The sequence below is a fragment of the Lyngbya sp. PCC 8106 genome, assembly GCF_000169095.1.
GTDB lineage: Bacteria > Cyanobacteriota > Cyanobacteriia > Cyanobacteriales > Microcoleaceae > Capilliphycus.
In genome coordinates this window covers 22,264-40,108 of sequence record NZ_AAVU01000009.1, presented here as the reverse complement: position 1 = coordinate 40,108, position 17,845 = coordinate 22,264, and the positions used below count along the sequence as shown (strand labels likewise).

15 protein-coding genes, 2 tRNA genes and 1 pseudogene are annotated in these 17,845 nt (G+C 44.3%); 6 read left to right on the top strand and 12 right to left on the bottom strand.

Going from position 1 to position 17,845, the window contains the following annotated elements:
- Window positions 1-21 precede the first annotated feature (21 nt).
- Window positions 22-1,446: an ABC transporter substrate-binding protein gene (locus L8106_RS08075; protein ID WP_009783759.1), complete on the top strand. Its 1,425-nt coding sequence runs from the start codon at window positions 22-24 to the stop codon at window positions 1,444-1,446.
- Between the two features lie 86 nt (window positions 1,447-1,532).
- Window positions 1,533-1,616, top strand: a tRNA-Leu gene (locus tag L8106_RS08070).
- A gap of 367 nt (window positions 1,617-1,983) precedes the next feature.
- On the opposite strand, the gene L8106_RS08065 is transcribed toward L8106_RS08070, so the two are convergent.
- The 6 genes from L8106_RS08065 to L8106_RS08040 all read right to left on the bottom strand — a co-directional run bounded on the left by L8106_RS08065 (window position 1,984) and on the right by L8106_RS08040 (window position 7,582).
- Window positions 1,984-2,055: transfer RNA gene (locus L8106_RS08065), tRNA-Lys, on the bottom strand.
- 66 nt (window positions 2,056-2,121) lie between these two features.
- A complete protein-coding gene (locus L8106_RS08060; protein WP_009783758.1) occupies window positions 2,122-3,012 on the bottom strand; it encodes an aldose 1-epimerase in 891 nt (296 codons plus the stop codon).
- Window positions 3,013-3,189: 177 nt separating this feature from the next.
- Window positions 3,190-5,166: a CapA family protein gene (locus L8106_RS08055; protein ID WP_009783757.1), complete on the bottom strand. Its 1,977-nt coding sequence runs from the start codon at window positions 5,164-5,166 to the stop codon at window positions 3,190-3,192.
- A 432-nt stretch (window positions 5,167-5,598) separates the two neighbouring features.
- Window positions 5,599-6,552, bottom strand: a complete 954-nt coding sequence (locus tag L8106_RS08050) for a response regulator (protein ID WP_009783756.1) — start codon at window positions 6,550-6,552, stop codon at window positions 5,599-5,601.
- A 73-nt stretch (window positions 6,553-6,625) separates the two neighbouring features.
- The gene (locus L8106_RS08045) at window positions 6,626-7,153 is read right to left on the bottom strand and encodes a tetratricopeptide repeat protein (RefSeq protein WP_039895767.1); all 528 of its coding nucleotides are present in this window, start codon (window positions 7,151-7,153) and stop codon (window positions 6,626-6,628) included.
- A gap of 66 nt (window positions 7,154-7,219) precedes the next feature.
- On the bottom strand, window positions 7,220-7,582 hold the full coding sequence (locus tag L8106_RS08040; RefSeq protein ID WP_009783754.1) for a single-stranded DNA-binding protein: 363 nt from the start codon (window positions 7,580-7,582) through the stop codon (window positions 7,220-7,222).
- Between the two features lie 557 nt (window positions 7,583-8,139).
- Here L8106_RS08040 and L8106_RS08035 point away from each other — a divergent pair.
- From L8106_RS08035 to argB, 4 genes are all read left to right on the top strand, one after another.
- Window positions 8,140-9,147, top strand: coding sequence for a rod shape-determining protein (locus L8106_RS08035; RefSeq protein WP_009783753.1), 1,008 nt, complete (start codon window positions 8,140-8,142; stop codon window positions 9,145-9,147).
- Window positions 9,148-9,408: 261 nt separating this feature from the next.
- Complete coding sequence (gene mreC / locus L8106_RS08030; protein ID WP_009783752.1) at window positions 9,409-10,188, top strand: rod shape-determining protein MreC; 780 nt, start codon at window positions 9,409-9,411, stop codon at window positions 10,186-10,188.
- 73 nt (window positions 10,189-10,261) lie between these two features.
- Window positions 10,262-10,801 carry a rod shape-determining protein MreD gene (gene mreD / locus L8106_RS08025; RefSeq protein ID WP_009783751.1) on the top strand — a complete coding sequence of 180 codons (540 nt, stop codon included), beginning with the start codon at window positions 10,262-10,264 and terminating at the stop codon, window positions 10,799-10,801.
- 177 nt (window positions 10,802-10,978) lie between these two features.
- Window positions 10,979-11,872: an acetylglutamate kinase gene (argB, locus tag L8106_RS08020; protein WP_009783750.1), complete on the top strand. Its 894-nt coding sequence runs from the start codon at window positions 10,979-10,981 to the stop codon at window positions 11,870-11,872.
- A gap of 6 nt (window positions 11,873-11,878) precedes the next feature.
- On the opposite strand, the gene L8106_RS08015 is transcribed toward argB, so the two are convergent.
- From L8106_RS08015 to L8106_RS07995, 6 genes and pseudogenes are all read right to left on the bottom strand, one after another.
- Window positions 11,879-12,442, bottom strand: coding sequence for a hypothetical protein (locus L8106_RS08015; RefSeq protein ID WP_009783749.1), 564 nt, complete (start codon window positions 12,440-12,442; stop codon window positions 11,879-11,881).
- A gap of 210 nt (window positions 12,443-12,652) precedes the next feature.
- Entirely contained in the window at window positions 12,653-13,900 is a 1,248-nt protein-coding gene (locus L8106_RS08010) for a transposase (protein WP_255348878.1), read from the bottom strand.
- 241 nt (window positions 13,901-14,141) lie between these two features.
- The gene (locus tag L8106_RS08005; RefSeq protein ID WP_009783747.1) at window positions 14,142-14,486 is read right to left on the bottom strand and encodes a YtxH domain-containing protein; all 345 of its coding nucleotides are present in this window, start codon (window positions 14,484-14,486) and stop codon (window positions 14,142-14,144) included.
- A 425-nt stretch (window positions 14,487-14,911) separates the two neighbouring features.
- On the bottom strand, window positions 14,912-15,208 hold the full coding sequence (locus tag L8106_RS32040; RefSeq protein WP_156803615.1) for a hypothetical protein: 297 nt from the start codon (window positions 15,206-15,208) through the stop codon (window positions 14,912-14,914).
- Between the two features lie 114 nt (window positions 15,209-15,322).
- Window positions 15,323-16,505 (bottom strand): annotated as a pseudogene (locus L8106_RS08000) (RNA-guided endonuclease InsQ/TnpB family protein).
- 143 nt (window positions 16,506-16,648) lie between these two features.
- Window positions 16,649-17,764, bottom strand: a complete 1,116-nt coding sequence (locus L8106_RS07995) for an NAD(P)-dependent oxidoreductase (protein WP_009783743.1) — start codon at window positions 17,762-17,764, stop codon at window positions 16,649-16,651.
- Between the last annotated feature and the right edge of the window lie 81 nt (window positions 17,765-17,845).

Below are 17,845 nucleotides of genomic sequence, written 5' to 3'. Positions count from 1 at the left end.
TGTCGTTATAGTTTTCGGCTTATGTCTAAAATCTCCAATCAAAAAGAACTAACGACTCTCGCCTTAGCCTTGTTAATTACCGGAAGTGTACTCGGAGTGGGGTATTGGTTTTTTACTCGTTCAAACAATATCAATCTTTCTCCAACTGCTGTTGAAGGTTCATCTTCCTCTCCAGCTTCTACGGCTATTCCCTCACTTGAGAATTTAATCAGTCAGGGAGAAAAGAGTTTAATTCCTAAACCTAGCATTCCCGAAAAACAAGCCGGGTTAACCGCTTTAGCATCTGGAAATTATCAAGAAGCTGTTAGGAATTTTGAGGCTTCACTGCAAACAAATCCTAATGATCCCGAAGCATTAATTTATCTCAATAACGCCCGCATTGGAAACAAAAAAGCCTACAGCATTGCGGTAACCGTTCCGATAGGAGACCCCAAGTCTTTGGGAACTGGGGAAGCAATGTTACGGGGAGTAGCCCAAGCCCAAAATGAAATTAATCGGGCGGGTGGAATCGCGGGAATTCCTCTAAAAGTTGTGATTGCAGATGATAAAAATAACTCCGAAATCGCCCAAAAAGTCGCCGAAACTTTGGTAAAGAATAATGAGATTTTAGGCGTGGTGGGTCACTATTCCAGCGGTGTTTCCTTGGCAGCCGCACCGATTTATGAAGGGGGAAATTTAGTAGCAATTTCGCCGATCAGTACCTCGGTTAAACTCTCAACTGCGGGAGATTATATATTTCGTACCGTACCGAGCGATCGCTTTGCCGCCAATCAACTCGTCAAATATATGATCGGGGAACTCTACCAACAAAAAGCGGTTATTTTTTATAATAGCCAGAGCGCCTACAGTCAGTCGCTCAAAGATGAATTTATCACGGCTCTTTATGGCGATGGCGGAGAAGTTGTGGATGTGTTTGACCTATCTTATTCTCACTTTAATGCGTTCAAAAGTCTGGATGCAGCTTTTCAGCAGGGAGTAGAAGTTATTGTACTCTTTCCCGATTCTTCTACCGTGGAAAAAGCGTTACAAGTTGTGCGAGTCAACCGCAAACAGCTACCAATTTTAGCGGGAGATGATTTTTATGCAGTTGACACCTTGAAAGTTGGGGGCGATAGTGAAGGAGTCGTGGTTGCGGTTCCTTGGCATATTCTCGCCTATCTCGATTCTCGATTTACACAAGAAGCATATGAACTTTGGAGAGGGGATATTAACTGGCGAACTACAATGGCTTATGATGCGACACAAGCGTTAATTGCAGGTATCCAAGAGCAACCTTCCCGAAGCGGAGTTCAACAGGTGCTTTCCGAGTCTAATTTTTCGGCTGAGGGAGCAACGAGTGTTATTAAGTTTTTACCCTCTGGCGATCGCAATCAAGCTGTACAATTGGTGGAGATTCAACCGGGAAATCGTTCAGGGGTTGGTTATGACTTCATACCTCTGCCTTAAGGAGTTGGTGAAATTCTTCTGGAAGGAGGGTTGACAAAACTAAAAAATTCCCCGACAATAGAATCTTGTGCAATTAAATACAGAAAGCGGAACTGGCGGAATTGGTAGACGCGCTAGATTCAGGTTCTAGTGTTCGCAAGGACTTCCGGGTTCAAGTCCCGGGTTCCGCATTTAACTTAAACCCTTATATTTACGTTGTTTTAAGTCTCTAACTCAATCAAAGTTATTAACTTTTTACCCAATAATTACCCAATCCACTAAAGTCTATCTGGAACAATGGGTAACTGACAATCAACTCTGTTATATTGACTCACTCATCAATAAGGGTATTTTTAAAAAACTGTCAAACACATAAATAGACCCCCTAACCTGAACTCTCTATCCTACTAACGTCGTTCGTTCTGTCAAGGACAAGCACTGTTTTTACTCAATTAAATCCATATTAAAAGGTTCATTGAGTAAATATTTGAAGACACCACCTAAAACTACAGAGTAGTTAATAGGAGGCAATAACATCCGGTTAAATTTTATAAATTATGGGTCGCCTGGGATTTGAACCCAGGACCAATCGGTTAAAAGCCGAGTGCTCTACCGCTGAGCTAGCGACCCGTTAATTAACTGTCAGTCAATCATATACGATTATAACACAACTTTTTGTGAAATGAAAAGAGATTTTCAAAAAAATGTGGCATTCAGGTGAACGAGCGTCTCATAACTGGCTCCAGGCTGGAGATAAGTCAGTAACTTGCCCGTATTCATGGCATTACGGGGAGCCGTCCAGGGTTCAAGACAATAGTAGTTTTTGCCCTTAAGCGTCCAAAACACCAAATTCGAGTAAGCGAAATTATAACCCAAGGCAATTCGCAACTTACGACTCGAATCAGTTGCAATCGCGGCCAACCCGGTCAAAGGCCCAAAAATCCCATCAATTTCATCAATCGTCGGGTCAAAGCAACCCGTAAAATCGTGTAGTTCTCGGGTAATCTGATCCCGATATTGCATCGCCGGAATCTCAAAATGCAGTTGAGTTTTGTCCGAAACCGAAAAATAGGGATGCAACCCTGTCGAAAACGGCATCACTTGTGCAGGTAAGCCCTCAATCGTACCCGAGAGGTTCGTAAAGCGCTGAAAGATGATCAACTCCGACCCTTTCAACTTGTAGGTAAACTCCAGCTCAAAATCAAACGGATAAACAGAGCGAGTTTCCCCGTTACTGGTCAGGGTCAGTGTAATAGCCGCATAATCAGTAGCCGTTTGGTTCGTCACAGTCCAGGGTAGATTCCGAGCGAAACCATGCTGTTTGAGTTTGTACTGCTGACCATTGTATTGGTAAGTATCCTCCGGCAAGTTCCCACAAATCGGAAACAAAATCGGAATTCCTCCCCGTACAGTCAAGTTAGGATGTGCAAACCGTTCTGTATCCAGGTAGAGTAATTCCTGACCTTTGACTTGCCAGCGCGTAATCATCCCCCCTCGTTCGGGTACTACCTCTAAGCGAGACTGATAGTGATGATCAGACAAGCAGTAGGTTTTGTATTGTTTTTGTTCTAGAGCGATCGCAAACACAGTGATTTGTCAGTAGTATAAAACTGAGCCAAAGTTGTTCAACAGAAGAATGCCTAGCTATTGTCGCACAAAGCCAGTCCGTTGAGAGTAAACCTTAACATTCTAGGCCTATGCTCTCACCTTAGCTTAGTTCTCGAATCATCGTAGAAATAGAACTAAGGCGATGATGTCTACTCCTCAATCGTAAAAAGCCGAGTTTTGAACCCGTCGAACCATTGGAGGTAAATCAACCCGAACCTTGTCAGAGGCGGCCGTGATTTGAGTTGATACCGAAAGCTGATCATCAGTCTCAAGATCTGACTTGAACAGAGCAAACGAGATCGGACTGATAGAATCATTGTAACGGTGAGAAGTTGATGGAGGTTGGGGAGTTTTTGGGGGAATGGAGATAAACGGATCTTTAATAAAAGGGTCGTGAATATAGGGTTTAAGAGAATCAGAACTAGAAGAAGCTGCATCTAACCGAGGCGGTAAATTCACCGTTTCAGGTTGATCCGATTGAGCCTCAACTTCATCTCCAACATCCTCTAGAGCTTCCGGTGTCACCAATTGTTCAGTGGACTCAGACAAATTCGGCAGCTGAGGTGCAACAGGAGTAACAGGTTTTCTCTCCACTGTACGTAACCCTGATCGAGGAGCATCCAATACCATCGGAGAATTCATCGGTTGGTCAAAAATGCGAGATAGACGCTCAACGTTTTGTAAAATCTCATCTCCCTTTTTACCTCTGACAATTTTCGCCTGATATTGCCGAACTTCTACAGGTAAAAATTCCACTTTCATCTTCTGATCAGCTTTCAAGGAAACTTTCAGTACGGCGGTATCATAATCGTTGCGACTATTCCCCCCAAAAATAAAGTTTCCCAAAGAATAAACAATCGGCCGACCTTTATAAATTTCCGCACCCTGCAAGACATGGGGATGATGTCCAACAACCAAATCGGCTCCCTGGTCAATCGTAAATCGAGCCAGTTCGATTTGCCAGTCACCGGGATAGTTCGCCAATTCCACTCCCCAATGATAGTTCACAATAATCCAATCTACCTGATCTCGAACCGCTTGAATATCAGCTGCAACTCGCTCATCATAACGAGGATTTGTGCCGGGACTGTCTTCACCCGCCGCATGAAAATCAGCATCATAATAGCCAAAGTAGGCAATTCGCTGACCTTTAACCTCAAGAATCTCCGGACGTCGTGCTTCTTTGAGATCCCGACCTGCCCCAATCGCATGAATGCCAGAGTTTTCTAGGGTTTCTAGAGTTTCAATCAATCCCTCGGCTTCATAATCCATCGCATGGTTATTGGCAAGGTTAACCAGATCAACTCCCCCACTGGTCAGCACTTGCACAGCCTCTGGGTCGGCTTTAAAATTAAACTGCTTATTCGGACGGCGTAGCGTTGAACGGGTTAAGGGATTTTCTAAATTCACCATAGCCACATCGACCTCACGGTATTCATCCAGTTTTTCAAAAGCCCAAGTATGATCATCACCGACAACAGTTTCAAAATGGTCAGAAAGAGTCACATCTCCCCCAAACATTAAGGTCACGGTAGGGTCATGGGGTTTTTGAATCGTGGTCTGCTGAACCACTGGAACAACTTCCAAAGCCGCTTGAACTTGCTCCGGACGCTTCGGAGGTAGTGTCGGGGAAACGACGTTTTCTTGAGCTGGTGTAGGAACTTGAGGAAGTTGAGCCGATACTTCATAATAGCTCACCCAACATCCCAAGATAAAGGCGCTCAGAGCCGAACCCATCATCAGTAGAGTACGGAATGTTCTGAATTTGAGGGACTCAATCGTTCGACTGCGAGGGCTTCGCCGCACCTGGTTAGCCGGGGTAACAATCCGAACCGACTGCTTCCATAAAACAGCCGGATCACCCGTATAGCGGCCCACAATTTGCACACCTTCGACAGTCGGAGAGTTCAGCTTCCAGAGAAGATGACAAATAAATTTAATAATACGTTCAGCGACGGGTTCAGTTTGAAACTCGATTAAGACCTGCAAGCGTCCTTGTCGTTCTCGACCAACCTGAGCATAAATCCCTTGAGGTCTGAGATAACTGTTGATCAGGTAGTTGATCGCTTGAAAATCACCAGAGCGAGCTAAATCAAAAATAGACGGTTGAGATAAATGTTCTGCATACACCATATACACGCATTCCCTAACACCAGCATTAAACTGAATGGAGCCAGAAATCTCTTGCTATCGGGTTGATCAACACAGAGATGATATTTAAACACCAAAAACTCTTTCTGGGCAGTCTTTGAGTCATTGTTACCGATTGAATCGGGATTCTCAAGCCCCAATTGCTGGACTGATCATTCCCAAGCTAAATTCGGTTTTGATCTACAATACAGGTTTTATCTATCTCTAAACAGATGTTTATTCCCAAAATATCAGCTAACCGACTCTCCTCGTCAAGTGGCTGATGTCGGGACAATCAAACCCTCGATACTCTCCATTCAATGTGACCCAGAAAGCCCGCTTTTCCTAGCACTCGGCTGAGTCCAGAGGATGTGATCCCCAAAACAGATTCACATCCTGAGAACAAGGATTATTCCTTTACCCTTGATTTGGATATTAAGCAGAGACATCCGAGTTGACACTGATCAGTACCAATGCGATCGCTTGAGCAACCCACTGCAAAGGATCAAGTTCTTCTGGAGTCAGTTGACAAGGTTGTTTCCACTGAAGGGAGAGGAGGGCGACATTTTTCTCTCGAAAACTCACCGGAATCGTAATGTGTGATTGAATTTCAGAAGTTTGGTAATGTTGTACCTCGGAGAGCGCCCCATCTCTAGGAATATTAATTGAGGCTTGTATGTTTCCGCTAGACAACGCGGCTTGAGCTAGAGGATCATCTGACAACCAATTTTCCGCTGTCCCACTACTGCTATAGATACCCTCAACTGTTGTTAAGGTATTTTCGCTCACTTGCTGAAGAATACACACATCTGTTTGAAAATTCTCACCAATAGCTGTTGCCATCGCCTGGAAACTCACCCCTAGAGGTTGAGACTCTTGAGCCACTTGCATAATCGTCCCTAAGAGTCGAGTTTGTTTTTGGGCGTATTGTAATTCAGCCGTTCGTTGGTTTAAGAGTTCATAGGTTTCGGCAGCCCGTTGGACAACCGTTTTGAGTTCATTGGGATCCCAAGGCTTGGTAATGTATTTATAGACTTGGCCAGAGTTAATGGCATCCACTAGATCTTCGATGTCAGTGAAGCCTGTCAGGATAATTCGCACCGTGTTGGGAAACGAGCGCACTGTTTTGCTCAGAAACTCTGTTCCTTTCATTTCAGGCATTCGTTGATCGGAGATAATCACAGCGACTTCTCCTTCAGCTTCTAAGATTTCTAGAGCGCGAATGCCGCTTTCTGCCTTAAAGACGTTAAAGTTCCGTCTAAAAGTACGATAGAGCAAATCAAGATTATCTGGCTCATCATCGACGACCAGCATTTTTGGCTTTTTCGGTCGATTTAGACTCATTAGCTGGTGCTTGATAGTCTCTAGGTCTGGAGTTTCACGTTCCATTTATACTGACGTGACGATTCGGATACTAATTTAGTCTATCCCAGTTCAATCGTTATTCTGTATCACAACGAGATTAGTAGAAAAAGAATAATCCACTCAGAACAGCGATGATAGCAACTAAGGCGATCCCCAGAAAGCCATTTTCTCGAGTATTCACCTGACTGAGATCAATGGGTTCAGGAAATAGCTCTGGGGTAGAGGATGAACGGGAAGTTGAGGAACGAGTTTTTTGGAGAATTTTGATCGGGCGCTCATTATCTTCAATCCCACTCATGTCGGGAATCTCAATCAATCCTTCCAGATTACTGTTCAATTCTGGGGCTTCCAAAATTTCGAGTAAACGACGGGATTGTTTGCTTGTCTCCATACTCGGATGACGAATCAGTTTTCGGCAGAGGGCGATCGCATTTTCGCGCTGACCAATCGCTTGATAAGCCGTTGCTAGCCAAATTTGAACTTCTCCACCCAAACGAGTATTTTTTTCGACTAAATCTCTTGCCGTCTCCAAATGTTCTACAGACTGACGATAGCGGCCTCGTTCAAAGGCATTTTTTCCACATCGGTACTCGGTTTGAATTTGTTCTAAAGTCTCTAAACTCACGCTGACAATCAATTATGGAGTAACAAACAACACGTCAATTCAACTTCTAACTCAACTCAAGCCGAGTTAAAATTCTTCATAGCTCGATTGTGCCATGTTCTCGTTATTATCCCGCTTAGATCCCAATAACTCAAGTTGCTCAACTCGAATCACGGGCTTAGAACGTTGTACTCCGGTCGCCCGATCTTCCCAATAGTCAAACTTCAGCGAACCTTTAACGCCGATTAAACTTCCTTTACGAACATAGTTAGCCGCGATTTCTGCGGTTTTATCCCACATTTCCAAATTAAACCAGTCGGGTTCATCCGTACGACGAGTACGACGGTTAACCGCTAAGGTCAGATTACAAACGACTTTACCCGACTCAAAATATTTAACATCAGGGTCTCCACCGACACGACCCACAAGAGTAACGATATTCAGACTCATTTGACTTCAATCTTGACTTGAATTTTGCGACACTTGAGATTGTATATCTATTGTAAGGCAGAAGTTGGGAGATCATCGGTACACCGCCTTGAAAAGACGATGCCTGCGATCACTCGCTTCCCGAGTTAAGATCCACCCCCTCTGCTCCCCATCAATCAAATTTTAGATCGAGAATAAAACTACCCCACCTTTCCCAGGGACTAGACTCTTGCTACAAAACATAATACAATCCACATCGATTCCCTCAAGTTGTGCGAGTAGCTTCCGGTATCACTTAAGCGACCTCAGAAGTAGAAAGCAAAGATGGCAGAAAAAGCGATCGCACTCTGCAAGTTAAGGGAATTCCAGAACAAACTTGGGGTGAGCGAGTTTATTTTTGACCAAATGAAAATCTGCTAAAGGCATCTGTTGGGATTGAGATCAGAAACTCAGTCAGCCATTAGGGTACGATGTGGTCTAGATCGTCATAGAGTTGGACTGTAAAAAAAATTATTGATATTGACTAGAGGGGCAAAAAAACGGTGGGTCTTCTAAATCGCTTTTCCTTGTCACGAGATATGGGTATTGATCTCGGGACTGCAAACACTTTAATTTATGTTTCCGGCCAGGGTATTGTTCTTCAAGAACCCTCCGTGGTTGCTATCGATCAAGAGGATAAAATTCCCCTCGCGATCGGAACAGATGCGAAAAAAATGTTGGGTCGAACACCCAATAACGTCATCGCATTACGACCCCTGCGGGATGGTGTGATTGCGGACTTTGACTATGCTGAACAGATGTTGAAGTATTTTATTCGACGAGTGCATCAGGGCAAAACTTTGATCGCACCTCGAATTATCATTGGCATTCCGAGTGGAGTTACAGGGGTAGAACGACGGGCTGTGATGGAAGCGGCTTTGCAAGCAGGTGCTCGGGATGTGCGCTTAATTGATGAACCGATAGCGGCTGCTATTGGGGCGGGACTGCCTGTGACTGATCCGACGGGGAATATGATTGTAGACATCGGTGGAGGCACAACAGAAGTCGCGATTATCAGCTTACAAGGCACAGTTCTCAGTGAATCGGTTCGTATTGCTGGAGATGAACTCAATCAAGCCATCATCCATTATATGAAAAAGGTTCATAATTTAGTCATTGGAGAACAAACGGCTGAAGAACTCAAGATTAACATGGGTTCGGCTTATCCGACCTATGAGGATGAGGAAAGCATCATGGAGGTGCGGGGAATTCATTTATTATCGGGTTTACCTCGGACTGTAACGATTAAAGCCCCGGAAGTTCGTGAAAGTATGACAGAACCGCTGTCTATTATTCTAGATGCGGTTAAACGCACTCTCGAACGAACTCCCCCTGAACTCGCTGCTGATATCGTCGATCGAGGCATTATGTTAGCTGGAGGGGGGGCTTTGATGAAAGGGATTGATACTTTAATTAGTCACGAAACGGGAATTGTGACTCATATTGCGGCTGATCCGCTTTCCTGTGTTGTTTTGGGAACGGGACGGGTTTTGGAAAATCCGAAGCAACTTGAACGGGTGTTTGCCGCGCGATCTCGTAATGTGTAGTTCATAAAGACTGAGGTTGAGATACGCAAGGTCGTGTCTCTCCGACAAACAAGCGATGAGTGTGACGGATGAACATCAGTTAACCCTAACCCATGACCCGTTTTTTAGGGATTAGGAATGAGGAATGAGTCACAAACCCTCAACCCCCCAGATCCGATTCCTAAGACCTAAACTATTGACGGTGAAGATGTTCTTCCTCAAAGAGATGGATTTCTAATTCTAATATTGGAGAATGCTGGCTCAGATTTAGGAGAAAGTTTGATGAATACAAGGAGTTGGTGGAATCGACATGGATCGCAATTGACACTTTTGGGTTTAGCGGTGGCAACAGCGTGGCTGGTACGGCAAACTCAGGGGGCGGCATTGTTTGAAATCTATTATTGGGTGAGTCGCCCGTTTCAGCAGTCATCAGAACAGCTCGTGACGGTTCAGGAACAGGCGAAGGTGTTAAATGCCCGTATTGAGGAGTTAGAAGCCAAAGTTAAGGATCTAGACAGTCAAAATCAAAATCTGCAAAAATTATTGGGCTATGTTTCGTCTAAACCTAATGATAAAGGAGTTGTCGCTCCAGTTATTGCCCGTAGTGCTGAACATTGGTGGCAGCAAGTGACCTTGGGACGAGGGAGCAAAAGTGGCATCAAAGCTGATGATTTGGTCATGGGGCCAGGAGGATTTGTGGGTCGAATTGTCAGCGTTACGCCCCATACCAGTCAGGTATTATTGTTGAGTGATCCCACTAGCCGAGTCGGGGTGGCGGTGAGTCGCACTCGTCAAATGGGTTATCTCAAAGGTCAAGGGAGCAACGAAGGGGTGATGGAGTTCTTTGACAATGTTCCGAAGGTGAAGCCGGATGATGTCGTTGTAACTTCTGCGTTTAGCCAAATTTTCCCGGCAGGTTGGCCAGTGGGTAAGGTGGTTTCGGTTGATATTAATAAAGCTCCTGCACCGGAAGCGGTGATTGAGTTTTTTGTGCCTTTGGGTTCGTTGGAATGGGTTGTTGTTTATCCGAATCCGAAATCGACTCAAAAAGTGGGGAATTAAAAGTTGTTAAAAAATTTGTTCTCAACTTTTTTATAGAGATTGTCTAATTCTTGATTGTATTGGAGTAGTGCTTGTGTTGGCTCGTCAAATTATTAATTATGCTGTCACTGTTCTTTCTATAATTCTTTGTGTTTTGGCGGTATTAGCTCCCATACCGGGTATGGAATTGTTGGGGATTAAACCGAACTGGCTATTAATTTGGCTAGTCGCTTGGAGTTTGAAGCGATCGCTATTTTCTGCGGCAATTGCCGGGTTGGTTTTAGGATTGATTTTAGATGGAATGACGGCTTCTGATCCGAGTCATATTTTTTCGTTTATGCTGGTTGGAGTTTTGACTGTTTTGATTTATAAGCATCTGATGAAGAAAATGCAGGAAGATTTTATTTCAGTTGCTTTAATTGTGTTTGGAATGGCAATTTTAGTGGAGACTATTAGAGCTTTACAATTTAGTCAAATGGGTGATCATACTTTGGTGGATTTATGGTTATATCAACAACAGGTGGCTCTGAGTTCAGCCATTTTGAGTAGTTTGTGGGCGCCAGTTATTTACTTTCCGCTCAATCGTTGGTGGGAATTAATGAAACCTTCAGATTCTATGAATTACTTCTCTTAAATAAGGCAGAAGATAAATGACAGGAAGCCCAAGGAAGATTTTTAGGTGAATTTAAAACACTGAAAATTGCCCGCGAAACTTCACCCCCAACGGTGGACGTTAAAATACCCTTTAAAATCGGTCAATGTTGACAGACATTGCTAAAATTTGATCTTTAAGCTTAGACAATAGAGAGTTATGCTCAAACAGAGTGATTTTGACAGCACCGATGAAATGAGCCGGGTAAAAGTTCTTAGTGAAGCCCTTCCTTACATCCAAAAGTTTGCCAACCGGACGATAGTCGTCAAGTATGGCGGGGCAGCGATGAAGGAAAGTCACTTAAAGCAGCAGGTGGTCCGAGATATTGTGTTGCTTTCCTGTGTCGGTATTCGTCCTATTGTGGTGCATGGCGGTGGCCCGGAGATTAATACTTGGTTAGGAAAATTGGGAATTGAACCCCAATTTAAAAATGGTTTAAGGGTGACAGATGCGGCGACGATGGATGTCGTGGAAATGGTTTTGGTAGGACGGGTAAACAAAGAGATTGTTTCTTTGATTAACCAAGCAGGTGGTTTAGGGGTGGGGCTATGTGGAAAGGATGCTAACTTAGTTGTGGCTAGACCTCAAGGTGAAGAAGGAATTGGTTTTGTTGGAGAGGTCAACAGTGTTAATACTAAGCTGATAGAATTGTTAGTCGATAATCGCTATATTCCGGTGATTTCTAGTGTGGCGACTGATGATAGCGGACAGGCTTATAATATTAATGCAGATACCGCAGCCGGGGAAATTGCGGCAGCTTTGGGGGCTGAAAAACTGATTTTAATGACGGATACTCCGGGTATTTTAGAAGATTATCATCGGCCAGAGACATTGATTGCAAAACTCGATATTCAAGAAGCCCGAGATTTGATTGACAAGGGAATTGTCGGTGGCGGAATGATTCCCAAAGTAAACTGTTGTGTTCGCAGTTTAGCGCAAGGGGTACGGGCGGCTCATATTATTGATGGTCGTACACCTCATGCTCTACTTCAAGAAATTTTTACCGATGCGGGTATTGGGACAATGTTAGTGGCTTCGGAATTTTTATCCTAAAATTTTCTACCCTTCATTACGGTTAGAGTTGAGGGTTTTATATTCAGATTTGGGGTAGGGTGGTGTTTCCGGTTCCCTACCCGATTCTTCATAAAAATCTTCTGGGTTACTATAACTGTAAGGTGCTTCTAAGTCTGGATTAGAATGTTTTTTGATCGGAGAAATGGGGGGAGTCGAGGGGGAAAGGCGCTCAACGGGGCGACGGTTTGGTCGGCGAAATGTGTTCCACGCCACTTTAAACCCTGTGAAAACATTGCCTGTTGTGCTTTGTACCTTCTGAGCTTGTTTTTTGGCACTATCAATACTGCGATCAACTTGTTTAACCACTTGACCTGCACTTTGAACGCCTTCGCTGACATCATCGGTCAGTTCGCTAATTTCTAATCCAGTCATCCGAATGGCTTCTAGAGTGGGCGGAAATTCTCGAGACAATGTATCGGTGAGCTTTTCGAGACTACGAGCGGCTCGGGCTAGGGCTTGGAAGGCAGGCAAAGCCGCAATTAACACAGCACTCAGACTGGCAGCAACCAGTAGGATAGATAAGCCAAGCCAAAAAACGGGGTCGGTCACGGGAATAACATCCAGGATGCAAAGAGGTTAATCTAGCGGAGTTGAGCGGTTGAGAACAACCTAACTCTGCGTTCATCGGGCGAATCTGTTATTTGTTACACTTTTCCGGGTTGCGATCGCGAACCCCCAGAATCAAGAATAAAAGCCAAAAATGCAACACAGATGGCGGTTATTATTCTATCATGCGTGACTTCCTCCCAACGCTAATAGCTAAGAGCAATATAGCGTGGGCTTCCCAAGATCGCTCTTGAGTATTTCGTCCTTCACACGGTCTTGTCTAGCACCAGTTCCCTGACACCCCGACAGTTCCCATCCAGACGCAGTTTCAACACCCGATAGACCACGGGCTTTTATGACTTGACCACTAGCAACGTCTCTAGGCTTTACACACCCACACTCAGGACATTTATGAATTCTGACACTCAAATCTTTCTTTACCCGAGTTCCACAGTCAGGACAAGTTTGAGATGTGCCACTGGGGTCAACCTTGCCGTAGTAAACCCCACGCTTGAAGCAAACCCAAGGCAAGACTTGATTGATAAATTGTCCCAAACCCGCATCAAGAGTATGTTTACCTAACATCCCTTTTGCCATGATTCGGAAATCTAAGTCTTCGACAAAAATCATCTTAGACTGGTCACACAAATGATGAGCCAATTTGAACTGCCAATCAAGTCGAGATGCTGCAATTTGTTCGTGAATTCTACCTATTTTTTGAATCAGTTTGGCACGAGCATTAGACCGTTTTTGTTTCCGCTTTAAACACCGTTGCAGCAATTTAAGCTGGCGTTGAAGTTTATCAAAGAAACGAGGTCTAGCAACTTGTTCGCCTTCACTGGTAGACAGAAAATAACTTAGCCCAACATCAATTCCGATTGCATTACCATGAGGCATTACATCAGGAATATTGACATCAATCTGAAGACAAAGCGTTATATACCAACCCGAATGTTTGCGAGTAACCCGCACTGTCTTTACCGCAAATCCATCTGGGATAGGTCGATGCAAAACAATCGGTATCTCTCCAATTTTTGGAAGCTTAATTTTGTTCCCTTTAATTGGGCTTGTCTTGAATTGTGGAAACAAAAAAGAGCGGTATTGCCCAAACTTTTTGAAGCGTGGAAAACCATGCCCTCTTTGTTTCATGGCGACAAATGCAGTCTCTACCCGGCGAATCGGTTCTTGAATAACTTGAGACTGAACATCTTTGAGGTGAGGCAACGAATTCTTGATTGCTGTCAGAGCATTTTGCTGTTGGTAATAACCTGGATAAGTTGCATCTGCCGGAATTATATATTCAGATTCAAGAGAGCAGCAATTGATGTCACATTTACGAGATTTTATCCAGTCCTTACGTTCTCTTAAAGCGTAGTTATATACGCCACGACACATCTCAAGCCAAGATATCATCCGGACTTCTTGGTTTTTCGACGGGTAAACGCGGTACTGATAATTCATCGTAAACATAGCTTGATTCTATCATACTTAAGTGAAGCTATGCGATTACTTAAATGCCAATTCTGGGGGCATCGAACCCTCCGAAGCGCGGGGTCGCTCGTCTAAATTGGCTGGGGATACATGGACACCCAAACCCCCCACAAGTTAATTTCAAGCCTTGATTGCTTCACTCTGAGGAGAGAGATAGGGAAAGGGCAAGTTCTCAGATGAGTTTTGCTGACGCACCTGCCCAAACCATCAACTAATTGCGATCGCGAAGGGGATAAGATGAGTCTGTATTCTGTACCTGATCAGAGAGAACTTGACGTTCTTGTTGACTGGCTTCCATACCAGCGGCTACTGCTTCTTTGAGTCGAAGTAAAGTATCTTCCCAGTTTCGCAAAGCCGACTCAGAGAGCCGATCTGCTTGCAGTTGTACACTGGTTGAAAGATCATCGACCAACTCAGGAAGGGCTTGAGCAGACTTTTTCAAGACTTGTCTCGTTTCCTTTCCTGATCGGGGTGCGACTAATAAACCCACCACTGTTCCTACAGCAGATCCGAGTATCAAACCCCCAAAAAACGATCCAGATCGATTATTTGACATAGACTAGAACCGAATATCCCTTACAATAATTGTAGACAGCTTTGGACTTACCGTTTCCTGAAATCTGGATTGACATACTCCCCGTCGTAAACGAGCGGGGATTCTTGACACTTCAACGAGTCCTGCTACCAAGGTAGTCTTACAGTCCCTCTATGTCCGTTTAGAGTCTCCCAATGCCCTATGGCGACTAATATGTATCGTTTTTTTTTGAAATATTAACAATACTTTTCGCTTTGCTTCCAGGTTGGATTTTTAACCATTGCCCTTAGGTCTTTCCCTATTACTGGAGCAGTCCCGGTTTCAACTCTGATCTGATGAGTATATATCGCTGCACTCTTAGGTGGGGATTTCAACCACTTAAATTATCGCACAAGCCGTCCTAAAAGAACGGGGCTTGTATCCCAATTTCTCGGTCAATTTCTCTTTCAATATCTTTTTCGCAACAGTAACAGTTGAGTCAAGCGGACAATCGCGGCTATTTTCTCAAGATGTTGCAATTTTTGTTGCAGCGAATCATATTTCTGTTTGAGTTGAGAACTGGTTGAGTTTCCCCGCTCGACGAAGTTTCGTGTTCGACATAGTAGCATATTAGCACGATGTTCGAGACGGACGAAAACTCGGTCTATTCGGGCTAATCCTCTACGCAGTTTCCAGACTCGACGAGCAACATATAGACAAACAAGCGAGATTAATACATTAATACATATAACGGTAACAACCATAAAAAACAACCCTAAAACGTTCGTTTCCTTGTTCAACTCATAATCTGGGAGTGAGTCGCTTTTATTGATTAAGTTGACATCCTCCCATCGCTAAAAGCGAGGGATTCCCAAACCTCACGATTTAGGTTTCTGCTTCTTAGCACCTGCCTTCAGAGATTTACTCCCTTCCGGTCTTACGGTCGCTCCACAGACTGACACGGCAAGCCCTGCCGCCAAAATGTTTATACTGGCGTTGAGATCTCGGTCATGGTGAGAGTTGCATTTAGGGCAATCCCATTCCCGAATGTTCAACGGCATTTTATCTGCGATATATCCACAATTGGAGCATCGCTTTGAACTGGGAAACCATCTATCTATCTTGATTAATTCTCGCCCGTACCACTCGGCTTTATAAGTCAGTTGTTGGACAAGTTCTCCCCAATTGGTGTCGCTGATTGCTCTGGCTAACCCGTAAGGGTGATTCTTGACCATGTTTTTTACAGCTAAGTCCTCAACCACGATTGTTTGATTTTCACGAATGAGTTGAGTGGTTAGCTTGTGGGTATGGTCGCGCCTGCAATCAGCAATTTTGGCTTGAATTTTAGCAACTTTAACTCTGGCTTTCTCTGTGTTCTTTGAACCTTTAGTTTTCCGGCTTAAAGACTTTTGAGCAAGTCTGAGTTTTTTGTACACTTTGTTAAAGTGTCTGGGATTTGAAACTTTAACACCATCAGATGTAGTAAACAGACTACTGATGCCAAGATCTATCCCCACCTTTTTATCGAGAGGTTTCAGCTTGTGGTCGATTGGGTCGTTGATTTTAAGGGATACAAACCATCTACCACTGGGATCTAACTTGACCATTATTGTTGAGGGTGTACAACCAGTTGGAAGTTGACGACTCCATCGGATCGGCAAAGGTTCTTTGCTCTTAGCCAAATAGATTTGACCCTCTTTAAACTTAAATGCTGACGCTCGTGAATTCAGCACTGCCACCGTTGCGTTTTTTCTTGAAGTTTGGGTATTTTGTTCGACCCGCAAAGAAGTTCGCAAAAGCGGTTTGTAAGTGCCTCAATCCTTGTTGAAGTGGAACTGAACTGACCTCGTTCAAGAAGTCTAATTCCTCCTCTTTCTTCCATTCCGTCAACATTGAAGAAGTTTGAGAATAGCCTACTCGTTCTTGATGTTCGTACCACGCTTGAGTGCGTTCCGCTAGTGCCTTGTTGTACACCAGTCTCACGCACCCCAATGTTCTCCTCAACAAGTTTTCCTGTTCAGAAGTTGGATAGAATCGGTAACGGTAGGCTTTCTCTGTCATACCTTACATTTTATCACACTTTTTGTAAACCAATTCACGGAGACGGCGTTTCCTCTCGTCGGCATAGCCGATCTGCTCCACGCCGAAATTTCAGATGAGCTTGTTGTTAATGAGGACAACAACTCAGAAGATCTCAAAAAATCTCAAAATAAATTATGGCTGTGGAATAGCCACTGTAATCCTAACTGAAAAAGGTTGCTGACTAACACGAGCATCAACACACTGTACAGAGAGAATCTATTTTTGCTAGTCCCAGAAGCTTTTGTTGGGGATGGAGTAGAGAGGATGGGTTGATCCACTTTAGCAATAACTCCCGCTCGTTCCTCTTGCAGACAGCGAACTTTGGTGGTGGCATAGGGAGACCAACCTCGTCGCTCTGCTTCTTCGTAGTCTTTGATGGTCAAGTTGAGGTGAGAAACGGAAATATCGTTCTTAATAGCCATATCCAAGGCGATCCGCAAATCTTTGTGTAAGAGTTTGACGGTAAAAGCGGGGGGTTTAGAGAGGTGATCACAGCGTCGTGAAAACCAATAGTAGGGCAAGCCGTGAATGTCCCCAGGATTTTGACCAAATGATCCGAAACGGAGAGTATCCCAGATGGTTTCTAGAGAAATTCCCTGAGCCAAACCCAAGGTAATTCCTTCACTCACTGCTTGCACGGCAACAGCATTCACCGCATTATGGATCAGTTTGCATCGAGTTCCACTGCCAATTTCACCACAGTAGAGAACCTGATCCGCCATGAGTTGGAGAAGGGGTTCAACTCGCTCAAAAGTTGCCCTCGAACCGCTCGCTAAAACGGCTAAACCCATTCCGCCCTCGCTTGTCGCCCCTTCAGAGCAATCATTAAAGGGGACATCTAACATCTCAACGCCTAGAGGACTGATCGCTTGATGAAGTCTATGTATGGTTTCTGGAGAGTTGGTGGTAATATCGATGTAAATACTGCCGGATCGCAATCCTTGACTGAGGTTTTGTTCACCTTCTAGTACCGCTTTGATCGTGTCAGAGGGAGTGGGTAGGGCGGTAAAGATCACTTCACAGTGGGTCGCCAGTTCAGCACAACTGTGGGTGATGTGGGCGCCTAAAGACTGCAACTGAGCCATTCGCGCTGGATTGATATCGTAGACATATACTGAGTAGCCGTGGGCGAGAAAATTAGCGGCTTGTCGTTTGCCAATATTGCCACAACCGATAATACCAAGGGTGGGATAATTGAGGGGAGATTCAGTTTGTGAAGTGCTGTTGTTTAGTAACATAGAGTGCTGATTTCCTGGTATCCTGTCCTAGCCGAAAAGATGATCCTGCTGAGGTAGCACGGGATAAATAGCTAGGAAGTT